The sequence below is a fragment of the Amycolatopsis dendrobii genome (assembly GCF_014145675.1).
In the GTDB taxonomy this organism is placed as follows: Bacteria; Actinomycetota; Actinomycetes; order Mycobacteriales; family Pseudonocardiaceae; genus Amycolatopsis; species Amycolatopsis dendrobii.
Map to the genome: position 1 here is coordinate 18,929 of NZ_JACGZW010000001.1, position 17,249 is coordinate 36,177.

General features: G+C 69.5%; 15 protein-coding genes. 11 read left to right on the plus strand and 4 right to left on the minus strand.

The genetic code is table 11. The features are described from left to right. From H4281_RS00080 to pdxS, 3 genes are all read right to left on the minus strand, one after another. Positions 1 to 975 carry an L-lactate dehydrogenase gene (locus H4281_RS00080; protein ID WP_312872026.1) on the minus strand — a complete coding sequence of 325 codons (975 nt, stop codon included), beginning with the start codon at positions 973 to 975 and terminating at the stop codon, positions 1 to 3. 462 nt (positions 976 to 1,437) lie between these two features. Then, the gene (locus H4281_RS00085; protein WP_182888779.1) at positions 1,438 to 3,105 is read right to left on the minus strand and encodes an ATP-binding protein; all 1,668 of its coding nucleotides are present in this window, start codon (positions 3,103 to 3,105) and stop codon (positions 1,438 to 1,440) included. Positions 3,106 to 3,755: 650 nt separating this feature from the next. Next, the gene (gene pdxS / locus H4281_RS00090) at positions 3,756 to 4,667 is read right to left on the minus strand and encodes a pyridoxal 5'-phosphate synthase lyase subunit PdxS (protein ID WP_037811282.1); all 912 of its coding nucleotides are present in this window, start codon (positions 4,665 to 4,667) and stop codon (positions 3,756 to 3,758) included. A gap of 413 nt (positions 4,668 to 5,080) precedes the next feature. Here pdxS and pdxT point away from each other — a divergent pair, with 413 nt between their 5' ends. The 3 genes from pdxT (at position 5,081) to H4281_RS00105 (ending at position 7,292) form a co-directional block, all read left to right on the plus strand. After that, on the plus strand, positions 5,081 to 5,716 hold the full coding sequence (gene pdxT / locus H4281_RS00095; protein WP_182888780.1) for a pyridoxal 5'-phosphate synthase glutaminase subunit PdxT: 636 nt from the start codon (positions 5,081 to 5,083) through the stop codon (positions 5,714 to 5,716). Between the two features lie 59 nt (positions 5,717 to 5,775). After that, positions 5,776 to 6,531, plus strand: a complete 756-nt coding sequence (locus H4281_RS00100; protein WP_182888781.1) for a YebC/PmpR family DNA-binding transcriptional regulator — start codon at positions 5,776 to 5,778, stop codon at positions 6,529 to 6,531. 239 nt (positions 6,532 to 6,770) lie between these two features. Further along, positions 6,771 to 7,292, plus strand: coding sequence for a DUF4262 domain-containing protein (locus H4281_RS00105; protein ID WP_182888782.1), 522 nt, complete (start codon positions 6,771 to 6,773; stop codon positions 7,290 to 7,292). 4 nt (positions 7,293 to 7,296) lie between these two features. On the opposite strand, the gene H4281_RS00110 is transcribed toward H4281_RS00105, so the two are convergent. After that, positions 7,297 to 7,746 carry a cupin domain-containing protein gene (locus H4281_RS00110; RefSeq protein WP_182888783.1) on the minus strand — a complete coding sequence of 150 codons (450 nt, stop codon included), beginning with the start codon at positions 7,744 to 7,746 and terminating at the stop codon, positions 7,297 to 7,299. 152 nt (positions 7,747 to 7,898) lie between these two features. Between H4281_RS00110 and ruvC the strand changes: the two genes are divergently transcribed. The 8 genes from ruvC (at position 7,899) to H4281_RS00150 (ending at position 17,248) form a co-directional block, all read left to right on the plus strand. Continuing rightward, the gene (gene ruvC, locus H4281_RS00115; RefSeq protein WP_182888784.1) at positions 7,899 to 8,501 is read left to right on the plus strand and encodes a crossover junction endodeoxyribonuclease RuvC; all 603 of its coding nucleotides are present in this window, start codon (positions 7,899 to 7,901) and stop codon (positions 8,499 to 8,501) included. Further along, the gene (gene ruvA / locus H4281_RS00120) at positions 8,498 to 9,094 is read left to right on the plus strand and encodes a Holliday junction branch migration protein RuvA (RefSeq protein ID WP_182888785.1); all 597 of its coding nucleotides are present in this window, start codon (positions 8,498 to 8,500) and stop codon (positions 9,092 to 9,094) included. Before ruvC ends, ruvA begins: the two co-directional genes overlap by 4 nt. Before the next feature lie 6 nt (positions 9,095 to 9,100). Continuing rightward, the gene (gene ruvB / locus H4281_RS00125) at positions 9,101 to 10,189 is read left to right on the plus strand and encodes a Holliday junction branch migration DNA helicase RuvB (RefSeq protein ID WP_182888786.1); all 1,089 of its coding nucleotides are present in this window, start codon (positions 9,101 to 9,103) and stop codon (positions 10,187 to 10,189) included. Positions 10,190 to 10,307: 118 nt separating this feature from the next. Beyond that, entirely contained in the window at positions 10,308 to 10,745 is a 438-nt protein-coding gene (gene yajC / locus H4281_RS00130) for a preprotein translocase subunit YajC (protein ID WP_182888787.1), read from the plus strand. 218 nt (positions 10,746 to 10,963) lie between these two features. Further along, complete coding sequence (gene secD, locus H4281_RS00135; protein ID WP_182888788.1) at positions 10,964 to 12,685, plus strand: protein translocase subunit SecD; 1,722 nt, start codon at positions 10,964 to 10,966, stop codon at positions 12,683 to 12,685. 1 nt (position 12,686) lies between these two features. After that, positions 12,687 to 13,919, plus strand: a complete 1,233-nt coding sequence (gene secF, locus H4281_RS00140; RefSeq protein ID WP_182888789.1) for a protein translocase subunit SecF — start codon at positions 12,687 to 12,689, stop codon at positions 13,917 to 13,919. Between the two features lie 4 nt (positions 13,920 to 13,923). Continuing rightward, positions 13,924 to 14,442: an adenine phosphoribosyltransferase gene (locus H4281_RS00145; RefSeq protein ID WP_182888790.1), complete on the plus strand. Its 519-nt coding sequence runs from the start codon at positions 13,924 to 13,926 to the stop codon at positions 14,440 to 14,442. A gap of 445 nt (positions 14,443 to 14,887) precedes the next feature. Further along, on the plus strand, positions 14,888 to 17,248 hold the full coding sequence (locus tag H4281_RS00150; RefSeq protein ID WP_182888791.1) for a RelA/SpoT family protein: 2,361 nt from the start codon (positions 14,888 to 14,890) through the stop codon (positions 17,246 to 17,248). The last annotated feature ends 1 nt before the right edge of the window (position 17,249 follow it).

A 17,249-nucleotide genomic window follows, 5' to 3' on the forward strand; every position in this document is an offset into this window, starting at 1 on the left:
TCACAGGCGCAGGTCGCGGCAGACCTTGCGGATCTGTGCGGCGGAGGAGCGGAGCCGGGCGAGCTCTTCCGGCGAGGGCGTCACGGGTTCGGGCACGCCCGCCCCGCTGCGGTCGACCAGGCGCGGCAGCGACATGCACACCCCGCCGATGCCGTGGAAGTCCTGAACCAGGCTGCTGACCGGGAGGATGAGGCGCTGGTCCCCGAGGACGGCGTCGAGGATGTACGCGGCGGCCAGCCCCACCGCGTAGGTGGTGGCTCCTTTTCCCGCGATCACCTCGTAGGCCGCGTTGGTCACGGTCCGGGCGATGTCGTCCCGGACCGCTTGGGTGAACGTCGGGGTGCCGTCGACCTTCCAATCGGACACCGGCACCGAGCCGACGAAGGCTCCCGACCACAGCGGCACCGCGCTGTCGCCGTGCTCGCCGGCGATGTAGGCGCGCACGCTGGGCACGCCGACTCCGGCGCGTTCGGAGATCAGCGACCGCAGCCGGGAGGAGTCCAGCACGGTGCCGGAGCCGACGACGCGGTGCGCGGGGAGGCCGCTGACGGCCAGGACCGCCTGCGTGACGACGTCGACGGGGTTGGTGACCGGGACCAGGATCGCTTCCGGCGCCACCTCCAGCAGCCGCGGCACCAGCGCCTGGCACATCGCGACGTTCGCCTCGGCGAGCGCCATGCGGCTCTGCCCGGGGCGTTGTTTGGCTCCGGCGGTGATCACCACGACGTCGGCGTCCGCGCACACCCCGACGTCGTCGCTGCCGATGATCGCCGTGGTCGGCGTGAACATGCTGCCGTGCTGCAGATCGAGCACCTGGGCTCGCACCTTGGCCGCGTCGGTGTCGTACAGCGCGACGGTGTGGGCCACGCCGTGAATCTGACAGGCGTAGGCGATCGTGGAACCGACCGCGCCCGCCCCGACGACGGCGACCTTGGTCCCGTGCGGCGCGCTGTGCACCGGAAACAGTTGCGGCACTTGCATCCTCCTCGCCGGACCCGAAGCCGCCGAGCCTGCCCGTGCGGCAGGTCCAGCGTGGGACAGCCGCTCCGGCGCAGTTAGGGGCGAGGGCCATTGCCACCGGAGACCAACGTCCTCTGCCCGGTGCCGCCATCAGTGGCTCACCGCTTGGCCGGTTCGTCCCGCAGGCACCGCACCCGGCAGTTGCGGACTGATCCGCGGCTGACGCAGAGCATCCGGTCAAGACGAGGTCGTCTCGGTGCGGCGCTGCGTCGCCGAGCCGACCGGCACGAGTGCCTTCGCGGACCCTCCGCGCTGAGCCCGAGCGCCCGGCCTGCCGAGGAGCCGAACTGCGGGCAGGCCGGTGGCCAGGCATGACATCCGGCAGCTATCTTCCGTTGACGTGCGAAGCGAAGCCGCGCCCCGCCACCTACGAGGTCTCAACGTCGGGTCGGACGCATGCGGCCTGTCCGCACTGGCCTACTCCAGCGGGCGATCGCGGTGCGGTGCGGCATCAGCAGTGATTTCGGCTAACTCCTTGAGCACCAAGTCGGCGTCGGCGGTTTTGCCCAACGACTCCATAATTTGCAGTGTGTGTTGGAGCGCTCCCTGTGCTTTGCCTGGATTTCCAGCGCGAGCCCAGGCTTTGCCGAGTTTATGCAACGCTGTGCAGCTGTCCACTCGACAGTTGGCCTTCGCGAACTCGTCGGCAGCTTTCTGCAAGTGCTGGATGCACCTGTGCTGCTGATCCAGCTTTCGGTAAGCCTCGCCTAGGCCTAGGTGGGCCAGGCCGGCGCCCCGGTGGTCGCGTATCGTGCTGAAAATGGTCGCAGATTCTTTGAGGAGCGGAATGGCCTCGTCGTGCCAATGGAAGAAAAGTGCGTGTTCGCCCGCCTGTCTTAATGCGGTGGCGCGTCCCCATTCGGTAGTGTGAGCCACGGTGTGCTCACGCAGCCGGAGGTACTCGTGCCAGCCGCTGATTCGCTGCAAAGCTTCGGCGCGGCTGCTGGGAGGTTCATCGGCTTCGAGGCACTCGGACGCATAGGCCAGGACGAGGTCATGGAATCGATAAGCGGAGCCCGGCTGCGATTCCAGGAGGTGCCCGTCAAACAGCAGACGCAAGAGATCTCGTGCTGACTTCTTTGAAATTCCGGCCAGTGCCGCGGTTCCTGGTATGTCAATGACCGGCACTGGATACAGGCTGAGCAGCCGAAACATCTTCGCGGCATCCGGGGAGAGGGATCGATACGACCAGGAGAATACGGCCCGGACGGCCGTTTCTTCGTCCTCGGTGTTGAAGAAGTCCAGCCTGTTCCGCTCTGCGCTCAGCTCTGCGACCAGTTCCTCGATGGCTTTGTGGGGATTTACCACAACCCGGGCGGCTGCTATGCACAATGCTAGCGGCAAATGCGCACAATACCCGGCGAGTGCGGTCGCGGCAGTGGGTTCGGAATCAATACGAGCATCTCCCGCTATTCGGCGAAGCAGCCTCATCGCCTCTGTGTCGGACAGGAGGCCGAGGAAGATCGGCCGAGCGCCGTTCCGGGCGATCAGGCCCGAGAGCCGGCTGCGGCTTGTCACGATCACCAGTGAGCTCGGCGACCCCGGGAGCAGTGGCCGGATTTGCTCGGGAGTGGCCGCGTTGTCGAGAAGCACCAGAACGCGACGTTCGGTCAGCAGCGACCGAAAAAGTGCTGCTCGGGAAGCAACGTCAGCAGGAATCTCCGCATCGGGGACGTTGAGCGCGCGCAGGAAGCTGCCGAGAACCGGGCCGGGGTCCGCCACTTTCTCGTTCGAATAGCCCTGCAAATTGACGTAGAGCGCTCCATTCGGATACCGGTCTCTGATGCGGTGCGCCCAGTAGGTCGCAAGAGTTGTTTTGCCGACGCCTGCCATTCCTGCGATTGCGGAGATGAGCAATGTGGCCGGTTCGTGCGCATCGTCATCGGGCAGCAGGCTGTGCAACTGGCGCAGATCAGCCTCGCGGCCAGTGAAATGCGCGACCGTCGCGGGGAGCTGGTTGGGTGCGGGAAGAAGGGGAACTTTCGATGTATCTATTCGAATTCCGCCAAAAACTGTACCTGCCTGGACCACCTTTTGCGCAGTGCCCGCATAACGGTTTCCTCCGCCTTGCGCACGATCGGTCATCGACCGCCGCCCTTCTGTGCCGCTGAGCGCGCCTGCTCCGTAGCCGGACGTCGATCGTAGCGCCGCTTGCCGATCGGGGCGGGCGCTTGCCCGGGGCCGCCGCATGCCTGTGAGTTCGCTGCCTCCGCCGGGTGGCCCAGCCGAGCAAGCCGTCTTCCCGCGAGGTGCCCGCTCGAACTGCGGACGGTCGCCCGTCTGGCGTCAGGTGCCTGCTGCCCGCACTCCCGCATCGTCCGCGGTTGCGGCGGCTCGGTCGCCAAGGCGAACACGCGCGTTTCGCCAGTGAAGTCACACCGGGCAGAGTGAATCCGCGCTTGAGACGCAGGCCGGTCGCAGAGACGTAGAGAAGCTGTCTCGACGCCATGCGCAGGCAAGGGTGATCGGGAACCCCGCGGGAAACGGTTCGCTGCTTTCCGTTGCGCCGACGTTGTCGCACGGCGTCCAGGTCGCTGCGCCGCGGATCCGGTAGCCGGGGGCATGCGCGAGCTGTATTCCGTCCCGCTGCCCCGAGGCGATGGCGGCTTGGCCCGCTGCCGCGGCCCAAGATGGGGTATTCGGCGAACCGGATGACCCAGCTCAAGGGGCGAGGGCCGAAGCCCTCGCCCCTTGCTTGCACTGGGATCAGGTGGAACGGGGCGAACCCCGGCGAGTCACCAACCGCGCTCAGCGAGCCGGTGCGGCTCCGGCACGTCCTCGACGTTGATCCCCACCATGGCCTCCCCAAGCCCGCGCGAAACCTTCGCCAGCACGTCCGGGTCGTCGTGGAACGTCGTGGCCTTCACGATCGCCTCCGCGCGCTGCGCCGGGTTGCCGGACTTGAAGATGCCCGAGCCCACGAACACGCCCTCGGCGCCCAGTTGCATCATCATCGCCGCGTCGGCCGGGGTGGCGATGCCGCCCGCGGTGAACAGGACGACCGGGAGCTTGCCCGCCTCGGCCACCTCGCGGACCAGTTCGTACGGCGCCTGCAGTTCCTTCGCCGCGACGAACAGTTCGTCCTCCGGCAGCGACTGCAGGCGGCGGATCTCGCCGCGGATCTTGCGCATGTGGGTGGTCGCGTTCGAGACGTCGCCGGTGCCCGCTTCGCCCTTCGAGCGGATCATCGCCGCGCCCTCGGTGATGCGGCGCAGTGCTTCGCCGAGGTTGGTCGCGCCGCAGACGAACGGGACGGTGAACGCCCACTTGTCGATGTGGTTCGCGTAGTCGGCGGGGGTGAGCACCTCGGACTCGTCGATGTAGTCGACGCCGAGCGACTGCAGCACCTGCGCCTCGACGAAGTGGCCGATCCGCGCCTTCGCCATGACCGGGATCGACACCGCTTCGATGATGCCGTCGATCAGGTCCGGGTCGCTCATCCGGGCGACGCCGCCCTGGGCGCGGATGTCCGCGGGGACGCGCTCCAGCGCCATGACGGCGACCGCGCCCGCGTCCTCGGCGATCTTGGCCTGGTCGGCGGTCACGACGTCCATGATCACGCCGCCCTTGAGCATCTCCGCCATGCCGCGTTTGACCTTCGCGGTGCCGGTGACGGTCTGGGGTTCGGCGTTCTGCTGCTGCGACACCTTGCGGGCCTTTCTTGGGGGAGCTGACTTGGTCTTCTCCTCCAGGGTAAGACGACGGTGGACCGCTGAGGCAGGCCATTGCACGGCTATCTCGGAAGGCCACTTCTCGCCCGGAAAGATCCACTTGGGCTCGGTCACTTTTCCACCGGGAAGCGTTGACCTGGGGCTTCCGGAACGGCCTACCATGGGAGACGGGATCAGCCCGCGGCAGAGCGGCTGGCCCGGCTCCAGCGGAGACCACCTTCGAGGTGTCCACTGGCGACAGATTTCAGCAGTCCACTTCACGTCGGCCCCGGACCGGCCGCCGGAGCGCTCCCCAGCCGGGCGGCGGCCCCGATGCTGCCCGCCTGACCTGCCCGGTTGCGTTCCGGACGGCCCCCCTAAGCTGACGTGAACGTCTCACGGGAGGTTTGGTGGCGACAGCTACGGGAGCACGGCCGGCGGTCGGCGTGCTCGCCCTGCAAGGCGCCGTGCGCGAGCACGTCGCGATGCTGGAGAGCGCGGGGGCCCGCGCGGTTCCGGTGCGCCGCCTCTCCGAGCTGTCCCGAGTGGACGGCCTGGTGCTGCCCGGCGGGGAGTCCACCACGATGTCGCGGCTGCTCGAGACCTTCGAGCTGCTCGAACCGCTGCGCGAGCGGATCGCCGGCGGCCTGCCGGCGTTCGGCTCGTGCGCCGGGATGATCCTGCTGGCCCGCCAGGTGCTCGACGGGCGCCCGGACCAGCAGCAGCTCGGCGGCCTCGACGTGGTCGTGCGGCGCAACGCGTTCGGCAGGCAGGTCGACTCCTTCGAGGCCGACCTCCCGTTCGCCGGCGTGGCCGGCGGGCCGCTGCACGCGGTGTTCATCCGGGCCCCGTGGGTCGAGAAGGCGGGAGACGGCGTCGAGGTGCTGGCCACCGTGCCGGACCCGGAGGACCCGCCGGACGGGCCCAGGGCGGATAGGATCGTCGCCGTCCGGCAGGGGGCGGTGGTGGCCACGGCGTTCCACCCGGAGATCACCCGGGACGAGCGCGTGCACCGGCTGTTCGTCGAGCTCGTGCGGAAAGCCTGAGCAAGGATTGCGGCGGCCGCGCCGGGAGGCACGCGGCCGCGGGAACAGATGGAGGAAAGATGAGCGGCCACTCCAAGTGGGCCACGACGAAGCACAAGAAGGCGAACCTCGACGCCAAGCGGGGCAAGCTCTTCGCGCGGCTGATCAAGAACATCGAGGTCGCCGCCCGCACCGGGACCGGGGGAGGGGACCCGGACGGCAACCCCACGCTGTACGACGCCATCCAGAAGGCGAAGAAGAACTCCGTCCCGCAGGACAACATCGAGCGCGCGCGCAAGCGCGGCGCCGGCGAGGAGGCGGGCGGAGCCGACTGGCAGACCATCACCTACGAGGGCTACGGCCCCAACGGCGTCGCGGTGCTGATCGAGTGCCTCACCGACAACAAGAACCGCGCCGCGATGGAGGTCCGCACCGCGCTCACGCGCAACAACGGCTCGCTCGCCGACCCCGGCTCGGTCGCCTACATGTTCAACCGCAAGGGCGTCGTGATCATGCCCAAGGCGGACGCCACCGAGGACGACGTCCTCATGGCGGTCCTCGACGCGGGCGCCGAGGAGGTCAACGACCTCGACGAGAACTTCGAGATCGTCTCCGAGGGAACCGACCTCGTCCCGGTGCGCAAGGCGCTGCAGGAGGCCGGGTTCGAGTACGAATCGGCCGAGCTGACCTTCCTGCCGTCGGTGAGCGTGCCGCTCGACGTCGACGGGGCGAAGAAGGTCTTCAAGCTGATCGACGCGCTCGAGGACTGCGACGACGTGCAGAACGTGTACGCCAACTTCGACGTATCCGACGAGGTTATGGCCGAGGTGGACTGATGCCGACGGCGGGACGGGCAACGTGTACGCACTGTGCCGGATTCCGCGTCTCCGACGAGGTCATGGCCGAGGTGGACTGATCCAATCTCGCGCGACCCGGCCGCGCTCCCGGCACTCCGGGGGCGCGGCCGTTTTCGTCCGGGTTTTCCCTTGCCGCACAACGGAAACCGCGAAAATCCTTGGGGCTGCGGGAAAATGACCGGCGCGGGGACTGGGCTCGGGCGCGCGGGTGGGGCAGAATGTCCGCCGTGACGACCTCCGCCCTCACCGAGCAAGAGCAGAGCCTCATCGCCTGGATCGAGACCCAGGCAAGGGAACGGGGCAACGCGGTCATCGCCGTGCCCGCCGACGACCAGGGGGCCGGCTACTGCTTCACCGCGTGCGCGTGGGCGTTGCACAACGTGCCCGAGGCCGTCGTGATCGGCCTGCCCGACCACATGGCCCCTGTCCTGCTCGACGCGTACGTCGACCGCTCCGCCAACGGCGAGATCTTCGAGGTCGGCAAACGCTACGACGATTTCTTCGACGGCGCGCCGGTGATCTTCGAACGCGTCGCGAAAGGCCACTACCCGGAGTACTTCGGGTCCGCGTTCCTCGTCTACCCGGACGGCGACTTCCCGGCGCTGCAGATGATCGTCGCGACGCCGGACGGGCACTTCCCGTGGCACGCCGACGCGCCCGAGGGCTTCGCCGAATGGCAGCCGGTGCTCACCGAGAGCGGGGACCCGGAGAGCTGGACGCCCGGCGTCGACGGCCCCTGACCGGCTAATCGCGGCCGAGCGCGGCCAGGTCGGCGGCGGCGTCGGGAAATTGCGCGGCCAGCGTCTCCGGGTCCGCGAACTCCACGCAGTCGTCGGTATAAGGCGGCATCACCACGGTGCCGAGCAGGCTCCACGCGCCGAGCGGCACCGTCGCCTGCCACGTTCCCGCGGGCACCACCACCTGCGGACGTTCCCCGGCGGCCACGTCGCCGCCCAGCACCGGGCGCGTCACCTGCCCGTCGGGATGCAGCAGGAGCATCCGCGCGGGCGAACCGGCGTGGTGCACGAACACCTCGACCCGGTCGAGCCGGTGCGGCGCGGAGATCTCGGGCGCGGTGAGCAGGTAATAGATCGCCGACCCCTCGACCGCGCGCCAGCTCTGCGCGAACCGGCCGCCCTCCACCGGCAGCGGCTCCAAGCCCAGGTGCGCGACGTAATCCTCCGGTCCCGGCATGCCTTCATCCTGCTCGCGGGCGGCTCCGTCCGCCAGGTCGCCGGCGGTGCCGACACGTGTGCACGTGTGTTAGTGCGTGTCTGCGCGGGGCCATCCGCTTCGACCGTTAGCCTGCATCTCGAACTAATGTTCGCGCGGGCGAAGGAGAAACGGTGCGGGTGCTCGGGGTCGACCCCGGTCTGACCAGGTGCGGCCTCGGCGTGGTCGACGGCGGCAAGGGCCGGTCGGTGCGCCCGGTCGCGGTCGGGGTCGTGCGCACGCCCGCCGACCAGGATCTCGCGCAGCGGCTGCTCGGCGTCGCCGACGAGGTGGAGCGCTGGCTCGACCGGTACCGGCCCGAGGCGGTGGCCGTCGAGCGGGTGTTCGCGCAGCACAACGTCCGCACCGCGATGGGCACCGCGCAGGCGGGCGGGGTCGTGGCGCTGTCGGCGGCGCGACGCGGGCTGCCGGTCGTCTTCCACACGCCCAGCGAGGTCAAGGCCGCTGTCACCGGGTCCGGCCGCGCGGACAAAGCACAGGTCACCACCATGGTGATGCGGCTGCTCGGGCTCGAGGTCAAACCGCATCCGGCGGACGCGGCCGACGCGCTCGCGCTCGCCATCTGCCACCTCTGGCGCGAGCCGATGCGGGTCCGCCTCGCCGAGGCCGAGGCCCGCGCGGCCGAACTGGTCCGCGCCCACAAGGCCCGGCTGGCGGCCGCGGCCAAGGCGGCCGGAACCACCACGAAGAAGAACGAAACAGGAGCACGACGATGATCTCCTCGGTACGCGGCGAAGTGCTGTCCGTCGGCCTCGACCACGTGGTGGTCGAGGTCGGCGGCGTCGGCCTCGCCGTGCAGGCCACCCCGGCGACGCTGGCCACGCTGCGCCGCGGCGAGCAGACGCGGCTGCACACCGCACTGGTCGTGCGCGAGGACTCGCTGACCCTCTTCGGGTTCGCCGAGGAAGACGCGCGCGAACTGTTCGGCCTGCTCCAGACGGTGTCCGGGATCGGGCCGCGGCTCGCGCTGGCGACCCTGGCCGTGCTGGAGCCGGACAAGCTGCGCGCGGCGCTCGTCGAAGGCAACATCACCGTGCTCACCCAGGTCCCCGGCATCGGCCGCAAGGGAGCGGAACGGCTCAGCCTCGAACTGCGGGACAAGGTCACCGCGCTCGGCGGAGCCGGCGACGCCCCGGTCGTCACCGCGCCCGGCGCGCTGCGCGGCGAGGTGGTCGAAGCGCTGGCCGGCCTGGGTTTCCCGGCCAGACAAGCCGAGCAGGCGGTGGACAAGGTGCTGTCCGAGGGCGACGGGCACACCACGTCGTCGGTGCTGCGCGCGGCGCTGGCCGCGCTGGGCCGCAAGCGGTAGCCGCCGATGAACCACGAAGTGACCGAGTTCGACACCGGCGGGTACGAGGCGGACGACGAAACCCTGTCCGCGCTCGCCCAGACCGGCGAACGCGACCTGGAAACCTCGCTCCGGCCGCGGAAACTGGACGAGTTCGTCGGCCAGGAACGCGTTCGCGAGCAGCTGGAACTGGTGCTGGAGAGCGCCCGGCGGCGCGACGTCCCGCCGGACCACGTGCTGCTGTCCGGCCCGCCCGGCCTCGGCAAGACGAGCATGGCGATGATCGTCGCCGCCGAACTGGGCGCGGCCATCCGGATCACCTCCGGGCCCGCCCTGGAACGCGCGGGCGACCTGGCCGCGATGCTGTCCAACCTGGCGCCCGGCGACGTCCTGTTCATCGACGAGATCCACCGCATCGCCCGGCCCGCCGAGGAGATGCTGTACCTCGCGATGGAGGACTTCCGGGTCGACGTCGTCGTCGGCAAGGGGCCAGGGGCGACCAGCATCCCGCTGGAGATCGCGCCGTTCACGCTGGTCGGGGCCACCACGAGATCCGGATCGCTGACCGGGCCGCTGCGCGACCGGTTCGGCTTCACCGGCCAGATGGAGTTCTATTCCGCGGCCGAGCTGGAGCTGGTCGTCCGCCGGGCCGCGAAGATCCTCGGCATCGAGATCGACAGCGACGGCTGCGCCGAGATCGCCGGCCGTTCGCGCGGCACGCCCCGCATCGCCAACCGGCTGCTGCGCCGGGTCCGCGACTACGCCGAGGTGCGCGCCGACGGCAAGGTGACCCTGGAGGTCGCGCAGGCCGCGCTGAAGGTCTACGACGTCGACGAGCTGGGGCTGGACCGCCTGGACCGCGCCGTCCTCGGCGCTTTGACCCGCTCGTTCGGCGGGGGGCCGGTGGGCATTTCGACCCTCGCGGTCGCCGTCGGCGAGGAGGCCACGACGGTCGAGGAGGTGTGCGAGCCCTACCTGGTCCGGGCCGGTATGCTCGCCCGCACTCCGCGCGGCCGGGTCGCGACCGCCGCCGCGTGGCACCACCTCGGACTCGTGCCGCCCCCGGAGGCCGGACGGCCGGACCAGGGTGGTCCGACGCTGTTCGACCAGGCCTGACAAGGGCGGACAGCGGCCCGGGTGGTGGCGTTTCCGCCGGTACCTGGCACACTCGAACACAGCACATCCGTCGAAACCGGACGCGGGCAGCCGAGAAAGGCGTCCGTCGAGGAGAGTCATGAACCAGTTACTGCTGCCGTTGCTGCTGCTGCTCGTGGTGGCCGTGCCGCTCGTCATGGGCACCCGCAAGCAGAAGAAGCAGCAGGCGGCTCAGCAGGAGATGCAGAACAGCATCGCCCCGGGCGACCGCGTGATGACCACGTCGGGCCTGTACGGCACGGTCGCCGACACGAGCAGCGACACCACGATCGACATCGAGATCGCGCCGGGCGTCGTCACCACCTGGCTGCGGCTCGCGGTGCGCGAGAAGGTCGAGCCCGTCGTCGAGGGCGAGGAGAACGAGGACTCGGCCGAGACCGAGGTCGCGGGCATCGAGTCGGCCCCGGAAACCGCGGCGGCGTCGTCGGAGGCTCCTGCCCAGGAGTCGATCTCCGCCGAGGAGAAGCAGACCTCCGGTGCGCAGGTGGCGCCCCCGCTCGAGCACGGGAAGAAGTAGCCTCCGCGCTTCACCGGGCAGTGATCCGCCCACAGCCTACGAAAGTCGGTACGGGCGAACGCCGGGCTCACGCAGCACCGAGTACTGTCTCGGTGCTGCGTGCGTGTCCGCCGTCATAGTTCACGCCCAGCCGCGTCCGGGGGACCCCCTTCCGGCTCGCGCACCCGAAGCACTTGGGGTCCATCCAGTCCGTGCCAGTTCGAGGAGACCGAAGCACAGTGGCACCATCGGCCGGGCATCTCCGCCCGGGACGCTATCTCGCCTTCTTCGCCCTGATCGTGGTCGTGCTGTACGCCTTGGTGTTCTTCACCGGCAGCGGCAAAGCGACGCCGAAACTCGGCATCGACCTCCAGGGCGGCACCCGGGTCACGCTCACCGCGCGCACGCCCGACGGCGGCCAGCCCACCCGCGACTCGCTGAACCAGGCGCGCCAGATCATCGAGACCCGCGTCAACGGGATCGGCGTCGGCGGCACCGAGGTGGTGCTCGACGGCAACAACATCGTGATCACCGTGCCGGGCGAGCAGGGCGACGAGGCGAAGAACCTGGGCCGGACCGCCAAGCTCGGGATCCGCGAGGTGATCACCTCGGTCCCGAACACCCCGGCCGCGCCGCCCTCCGCTCCCGCCTCCGGCGCCCCCAGCGCCCCGGCGACCGCGCCGAGCAAGCCCGCCGGCGGCGGGGGAGCGGAAGGCGCCCCGGCGCAGCAGTCGCCGAGCTCGACGCCGTCGGCCCCGGCCTCGGGAGCAGGCGGCCAGGACGCGGGCAAGAACCCGATCGAGCAGGCCCGCGCCGTGCGCCAGGCCCCCGCGCTGATGCCGAAGGACCCGAAGAACCAGCAGGAGGCCGCCGCCGCGCAGGCCGCGCAGCAGAAGGCGCTCGCCGCGCTCACCTGCGCGCCGAACGCCGCGGACCCGCTGGAGGGCAACGACCTGCCGAACCAGCCGCTGGTCACCTGCGGCGACAAGGACGCCACCAAGTACGTGCTCGGCCCGGAGATCATCCCCGGCACCGAGATCGCGAACGCCAACTCCGGCTACGACCAGCAGCGCGGCCAGTGGATCGTCGACCTGAGCTTCAAGAGCGCGGGCGGCAAGACCTGGGGCGACTTCACCTCGGCCAACATCGGCAAGCAGGCGGCGTTCGTGCTCGACACGGACGTGGTGTCGGCGCCGACCGTGCAGAACGCCATCCTCGGCGGCAACACGCAGATCACCGGCAAGTTCACCCAGACCGACGCGAAGAACCTGGCCGACATCCTCAAGTACGGTTCGCTGCCGCTGTCGTTCGACTCGTCCGACGCCACCACGGTGTCCGCGACGCTCGGCTACGCCTCGCTGCAGGCAGGCCTGATCGCCGGAGCGATCGGTCTCGCCGTCGTGTTCGTGTACTGCCTGTTCTATTACCGGCTGCTCGGCATCCTCACGATCTGGTCGCTGGTGCTGTCCGGCCTGCTCGTCTACGCGGTGCTGGTGCTGCTCGGCCGCTGGATCGGGTACACGCTCGACCTCGCGGGCGTCGCCGGCCTGATCATCGCGATCGGCATCACGGCGGACTCCTTCGTCATTTACTTCGAACGATTGAAGGACGAGATCCGGGAGGGCCGGACGTTCCGGTCCGCGGTGCCGCGCGGCTGGGCGAGGGCGCGGCGCACGATTCTGGCCTCGGACGCGGTCAGCTTCCTCGCCGCCGCGATCCTGTACATCATCGCGGTCGGCGACGTGCAGGGCTTCGCCTTCACCCTCGGCATGTCGACGGTGCTCGACCTGGTGGTCGTCTACCTGGTCACGCATCCGCTCGTGGCGATGGTGTCGACCTCGAAGTCGAAGTTCCTGTCCAACCCCCGGAATCTCGGCCTCGGCGCCGTCCAGAAGCTCGGCTCGCAGCGCAAGTCCGCGCGCCCCGCTCCCGGCCGCCGCGCGAACGTGAAGGAGGCCTGACGTGAGCGACGAAACCGCGGGCGTCACGTCGGACAGCCCGGAAGGCCCGAACGGCTCGGGCAGCACGGCGGCCAAGCCGGCCAAGAAGGAGAGCTTCTTCCACCGGCTCTACGTCGGCACCGGCGCGGTCGACATCGTCGGCTCGCGCAAGCGCTGGTACCTGTTCTTCGCGCTGCTGCTCCTGGTGTGCATCGGCTCGATGGTCTTCCGCGGCTTCAACGTGGGCATCGAGTTCGAGGGCGGCACGCAGATCCAGCTGCCCGCGCACGGTTCGCACGGCCAGATCACCCAGGACCAGGTGATCAAGTCGTTCAACACGGCGCTGGGCGAGGCCCCGGCGGAGACCCAGACGGTCGGCACCGGCAACGCGGCGACCATCCAGACCCGCTCCGAGACGCTGACCGCCGACCAGGTCGCGAAGGTCAAGAAGCAGATCTTCGAGGACCTCGGCCCGATCGGCAGCAACGGCAAGTCGAGCGAGCAGGCGATCAGCGACAGCGCGGTGAGCGCGTCGTGGGGCGACGAGATCTCGCGCCAGGCCCTGATCGCGCTCGGCGTGTTCCTGGTCGCGGTCGTGATCTTCCTGGCGATCTACTTCGACACCAGGATGGCGTTCGCGGCGCTCATCTCGCTGCTGCACGACATCGTGGTCACCGCGGGCGTGTACTCGCTCGTGGGCTTCGAGGTCACGCCGGCGACGGTGATCGGCCTGCTGACGATTCTCGGCTTCTCGCTGTACGACACCGTGGTGGTGTTCGACAAGGTCCGGGAGAACACCCGCGGCCTGCTCGGCCTGTCGCGGCGCACGTACGCCGAAGCGGCGAACCTGGCGCTGAACCAGACCCTGATGCGATCGTTCAACACCGCGTTCATCGCGCTGCTGCCGATCCTGGGCCTGCTGATCGTCGGCTATATCCTGCTCGGCTCGGGCACGCTGCAGGACCTGGCGCTGGTGCAGCTCACCGGTACGTTGGTGGGTGTCCTGTCGTCGGTCGCGCTGGCGACGCCGCTGCTGGTCGACTTCAAGATGCGCGACCCGCAGTACCGCCAGCAGGCCGAACGGGTCGCCGCCCGCCGGGCGAAGGCCGCGAAGCGCGAAGCCGAGGACGAGTTCGACGCGGGCGACGAGGACCAGCTGGCCGCCGAACTCCGCAAGGAAAAGGCCATGGCCGCCGCGGCCGGTGTTCCCGCGCGGCACCCGAAGCAGCGTCCGTCGGGGAAGAAGAAGCGCTGAGTCCATGAAGCTCGACGAGGCACTGGACCTGATCGCCGAAGTCCCGGACTTCCCGGAACCCGGCGTCCTGTTCCGCGATCTCAGCCCGCTGTTCGCCGACGGCCCAGGCTTCGCCGCCGTCACGGACGCCCTGGCGGACACCCTCGACCCGGCCGCCGACCTGGTGGCCGGCGTCGAGGCCCGCGGCTTCCTCCTGGCCGCGGCAGTCGGCTACTCCCGCGGCATGGGCGTGGTGCTGGTCCGGAAACCGGGCAAACTCCCGTCCGTCGCGGGCCGGGTGGACTATTCGCTGGAATACGGCACCGCGAGCGTCGAACTGCCCGCAGGCGTCGTAAAAACCGGCCAGCGAATCGCGGTCATGGATGATGTCCTCGCCACCGGCGGCACGGTGGCAGCGACCGCAAAACTCCTGGAAGACGCAGGCGCAACAGTCACCGGCGTATCAGTGGTGCTGGAACTGGCCGCCCTAGGCGGCCGCGCCGCCCTCGACGGCCGCACAGTAACCACCCTCCGCACCGTCTGACCCCTGCGCGCACCAGACCCCGTCCGTGCCCCAATGTGGCGTTCGGTGCGTCGGACGCACCGAACGCCACATTGGGTGCGTCGGATGCACCCAATGCCACATTGGGGCGCTGCCCGCAAGCCGCGAACCCTGACGCCACCAGCTTCTCAACTGCGCACCCAGCACCCACCGCAGCCGCTGCACCCAACCATCGAGGCACCCACACCGCCCCCAACCCCGATACGAAGCCGCCCTGCGGTTCGGGGGTGCTTGTCAAGGCATCTTTCCCGCCTTGACAAGCACCCCCGAACCGTCAGCACAATCAAGCTTCGGGGTGCCCCACGCAACCCAAAGCGGCCGATGTCGCCGCCAGGCGACGAGCCGGAACGGCACGTCACCGACCCTCCCAGAAGACCAACCGGTTACCCTGAAGGTTCGAGGCCGCACGAAGCAGCTGGAGGTGCGGGTGAGCCAAGAGCTCGACGCCAATGTCCCCGCCAAAGGCGGTGCCACCCCCGCGCGGAGCGGCGCCACCGCCGCGGACGCCGGGACCCGGCCCAACGGAGCCGCGCCCAACCCTTCCGCGACCCGCCGCGTCCGCGCCCGCCTGGCGCGCCGGATCACCGCCCAGCGTGCGGCTCCGGTCAAACAGGTCCTCGAACCCCTGGCGGTCATCCACCGCGAACTGCACCCGAACTCCGACCTGGGCCAGCTTCAACGCGCCTACGACGTAGCCGAAGAACTCCACCGCGAACAGCGCCGCAAGTCCGGCGACCCGTACATCACCCACCCGCTCGCGGTCGCCACCATCCTGGCCGAGCTGGGCATGGACACCACCACCCTCGTAGCAGCCCTCCTGCACGACACCGTGGAAGACACCGGCTACTCCCTGGAACAGCTGAAGGCCGACTTCGGCGACAAGGTAGGCGAGCTGGTCGACGGCGTCACCAAACTCGACAAGGTCAAACTGGGCACGTCAGCCGAAGCGGAGACCATCCGCAAAATGGTGATCGCGATGGCGAAGGACCCGCGGGTCCTGGTCATCAAGCTCGCCGACCGGCTGCACAACATGCGCACGATGCGCTTCCTGCCGCCGGAGAAGCAGGCTCGCAAGGCGCGCGAGACGCTCGAGGTGCTCGCCCCGCTGGCGCACCGGCTCGGCATGGCCACGGTGAAGTGGGAGCTGGAAGACCTCGCGTTCGCGATTCTGCAGCCGAAGAAGTACGACGAGATCGTGCGGCTGGTCGCCGACCGCGCGCCCTCGCGCGACACCTACCTGCGCAAGGTGATCGCGGACCTGACGAACAACCTGGTGTCGTCGCGGATCACCGCGAAGGTCGAAGGCAGGCCGAAGCACTACTACTCGATCCACCAGAAGATGATCGTCCGCGGCCGCGACCTCGACGACATCCACGACCTGGTCGGCGTGCGGATCCTGGTCGAGGACGTGCGCGACTGCTACGCCGCGATGGGCGTGGTGCACGCGCTGTGGCAGCCGGTGCCCGGGCGGTTCAAGGACTACATCGCGCAGCCGCGGTTCGGCGTGTACCAGTCGCTGCACACCACGGTGATCGGCCCGGACGGCAAACCGCTCGAGGTGCAGATTCGCACCTACGACATGCACCGCACCGCCGAGTACGGCATCGCCGCGCACTGGCGGTACAAGGAAACCAAGGGCACGCACGCCAGCAACAACGCGATGGAGCTGGACGAGATCGCGTGGATGCGGCAGCTGCTCGACTGGCAGCGCGAGGCCGCGGACCCGGGCGACTTCCTCGAATCGCTGCGCTACGAACTGGCCGCGCGCGAGATCTTCGTGTTCACGCCGAAGGGCGACGTGATCACGCTGCCCGCGGACTCGACGCCGGTGGACTTCGCGTATGCGGTGCACACCGAGGTCGGCCACCGCTGCATCGGCGCCCGCGTGAACGGCAGGCTGGTCGCGCTCGAGCGGAAGCTCGAAAACGGCGAGGTCGTCGAGATCTTCACGTCCAAGGCGGAGAGCGCGGGGCCGAGCCGCGACTGGCTGCAGTTCGCGGGTTCGCCGAAGGCGCGCGCGAAGATCCGGCAGTGGTTCGCGAAGGAGCGCCGCGACGAGGCGATCGACGCGGGCAAGGAAGCGATCACCAAGGAGATCCGCAAGGTCGGGCTGCCGATCCAGCGGCTCGTGTCGGCGGAGTCGATGGGCTCGGTCGCCACCGAACTGCGGCACGGCGACATTTCGTCGCTCTACGCGGCCGTCGGCGAGGGCCACACGAGCGCCAAGCACGTGGTGCAGCGGCTGGTCGCGCTGATCGGCGGGGTCGAGGAGGCCGAGGAGGAGCTGGCCGAACGGGCCACGCCGTCCACGGTCACGCGCCGCCGGGGTTCGAACGACGTCGGCGTCATCGTCAAGGGCGCGAGCGACGTCTGGGCGAAGCTGGCGCGCTGCTGCACGCCGGTGCCGGGCGACGAGATCCTCGGCTTCGTGACACGCGGCGGCGGCGTGAGCGTGCACCGGACCGACTGCACGAACGCCGACGACCTGCGGACCCAGCCGGAGCGCCTGGTCGAGGTGGAGTGGGCGCCGTCGTCGTCCTCGGTGTTCCTGGTGGCGATCCAGGTCGAGGCGCTCGACCGGCACCGGTTGCTGTCGGACGTCACGAAGGTGCTGGCGGACGAGAAGGTGAACATCCTGTCGGCCTCGGTGACGACCTCGCGGGACCGGGTGGCGGTGAGCCGGTTCTCGTTCGAGATGGGCGATCCGAAGCACCTCGGGCACGTGCTGAAGGTGGTGCGCGGGGTCGAGGGCGTCTACGACGTGTACCGGGTGACCTCGGCTTCGTAGC

What these genes read in the sequence shown, in the direction of transcription:
- yajC (WP_182888787.1), top strand. Translation starts at nt 10,308, where the DNA reads ATGAACCAGTTACTGCTGCCGTTGCTGCTGCTGCTCGTGGTGGCCGTG.
- H4281_RS00145 (WP_182888790.1), top strand. Translation starts at nt 13,924, where the DNA reads ATGAAGCTCGACGAGGCACTGGACCTGATCGCCGAAGTCCCGGACTTC.
- H4281_RS00085 (WP_182888779.1), bottom strand. Translation starts at nt 3,105, where the DNA reads ATGACCGATCGTGCGCAAGGCGGAGGAAACCGTTATGCGGGCACTGCG.
- H4281_RS00100 (WP_182888781.1), top strand. Translation starts at nt 5,776, where the DNA reads ATGAGCGGCCACTCCAAGTGGGCCACGACGAAGCACAAGAAGGCGAAC.
- ruvB (WP_182888786.1), top strand. Translation starts at nt 9,101, where the DNA reads ATGAACCACGAAGTGACCGAGTTCGACACCGGCGGGTACGAGGCGGAC.
- ruvA (WP_182888785.1), top strand. Translation starts at nt 8,498, where the DNA reads ATGATCTCCTCGGTACGCGGCGAAGTGCTGTCCGTCGGCCTCGACCAC.
- H4281_RS00110 (WP_182888783.1), bottom strand. Translation starts at nt 7,746, where the DNA reads ATGCCGGGACCGGAGGATTACGTCGCGCACCTGGGCTTGGAGCCGCTG.
- H4281_RS00105 (WP_182888782.1), top strand. Translation starts at nt 6,771, where the DNA reads ATGTCCGCCGTGACGACCTCCGCCCTCACCGAGCAAGAGCAGAGCCTC.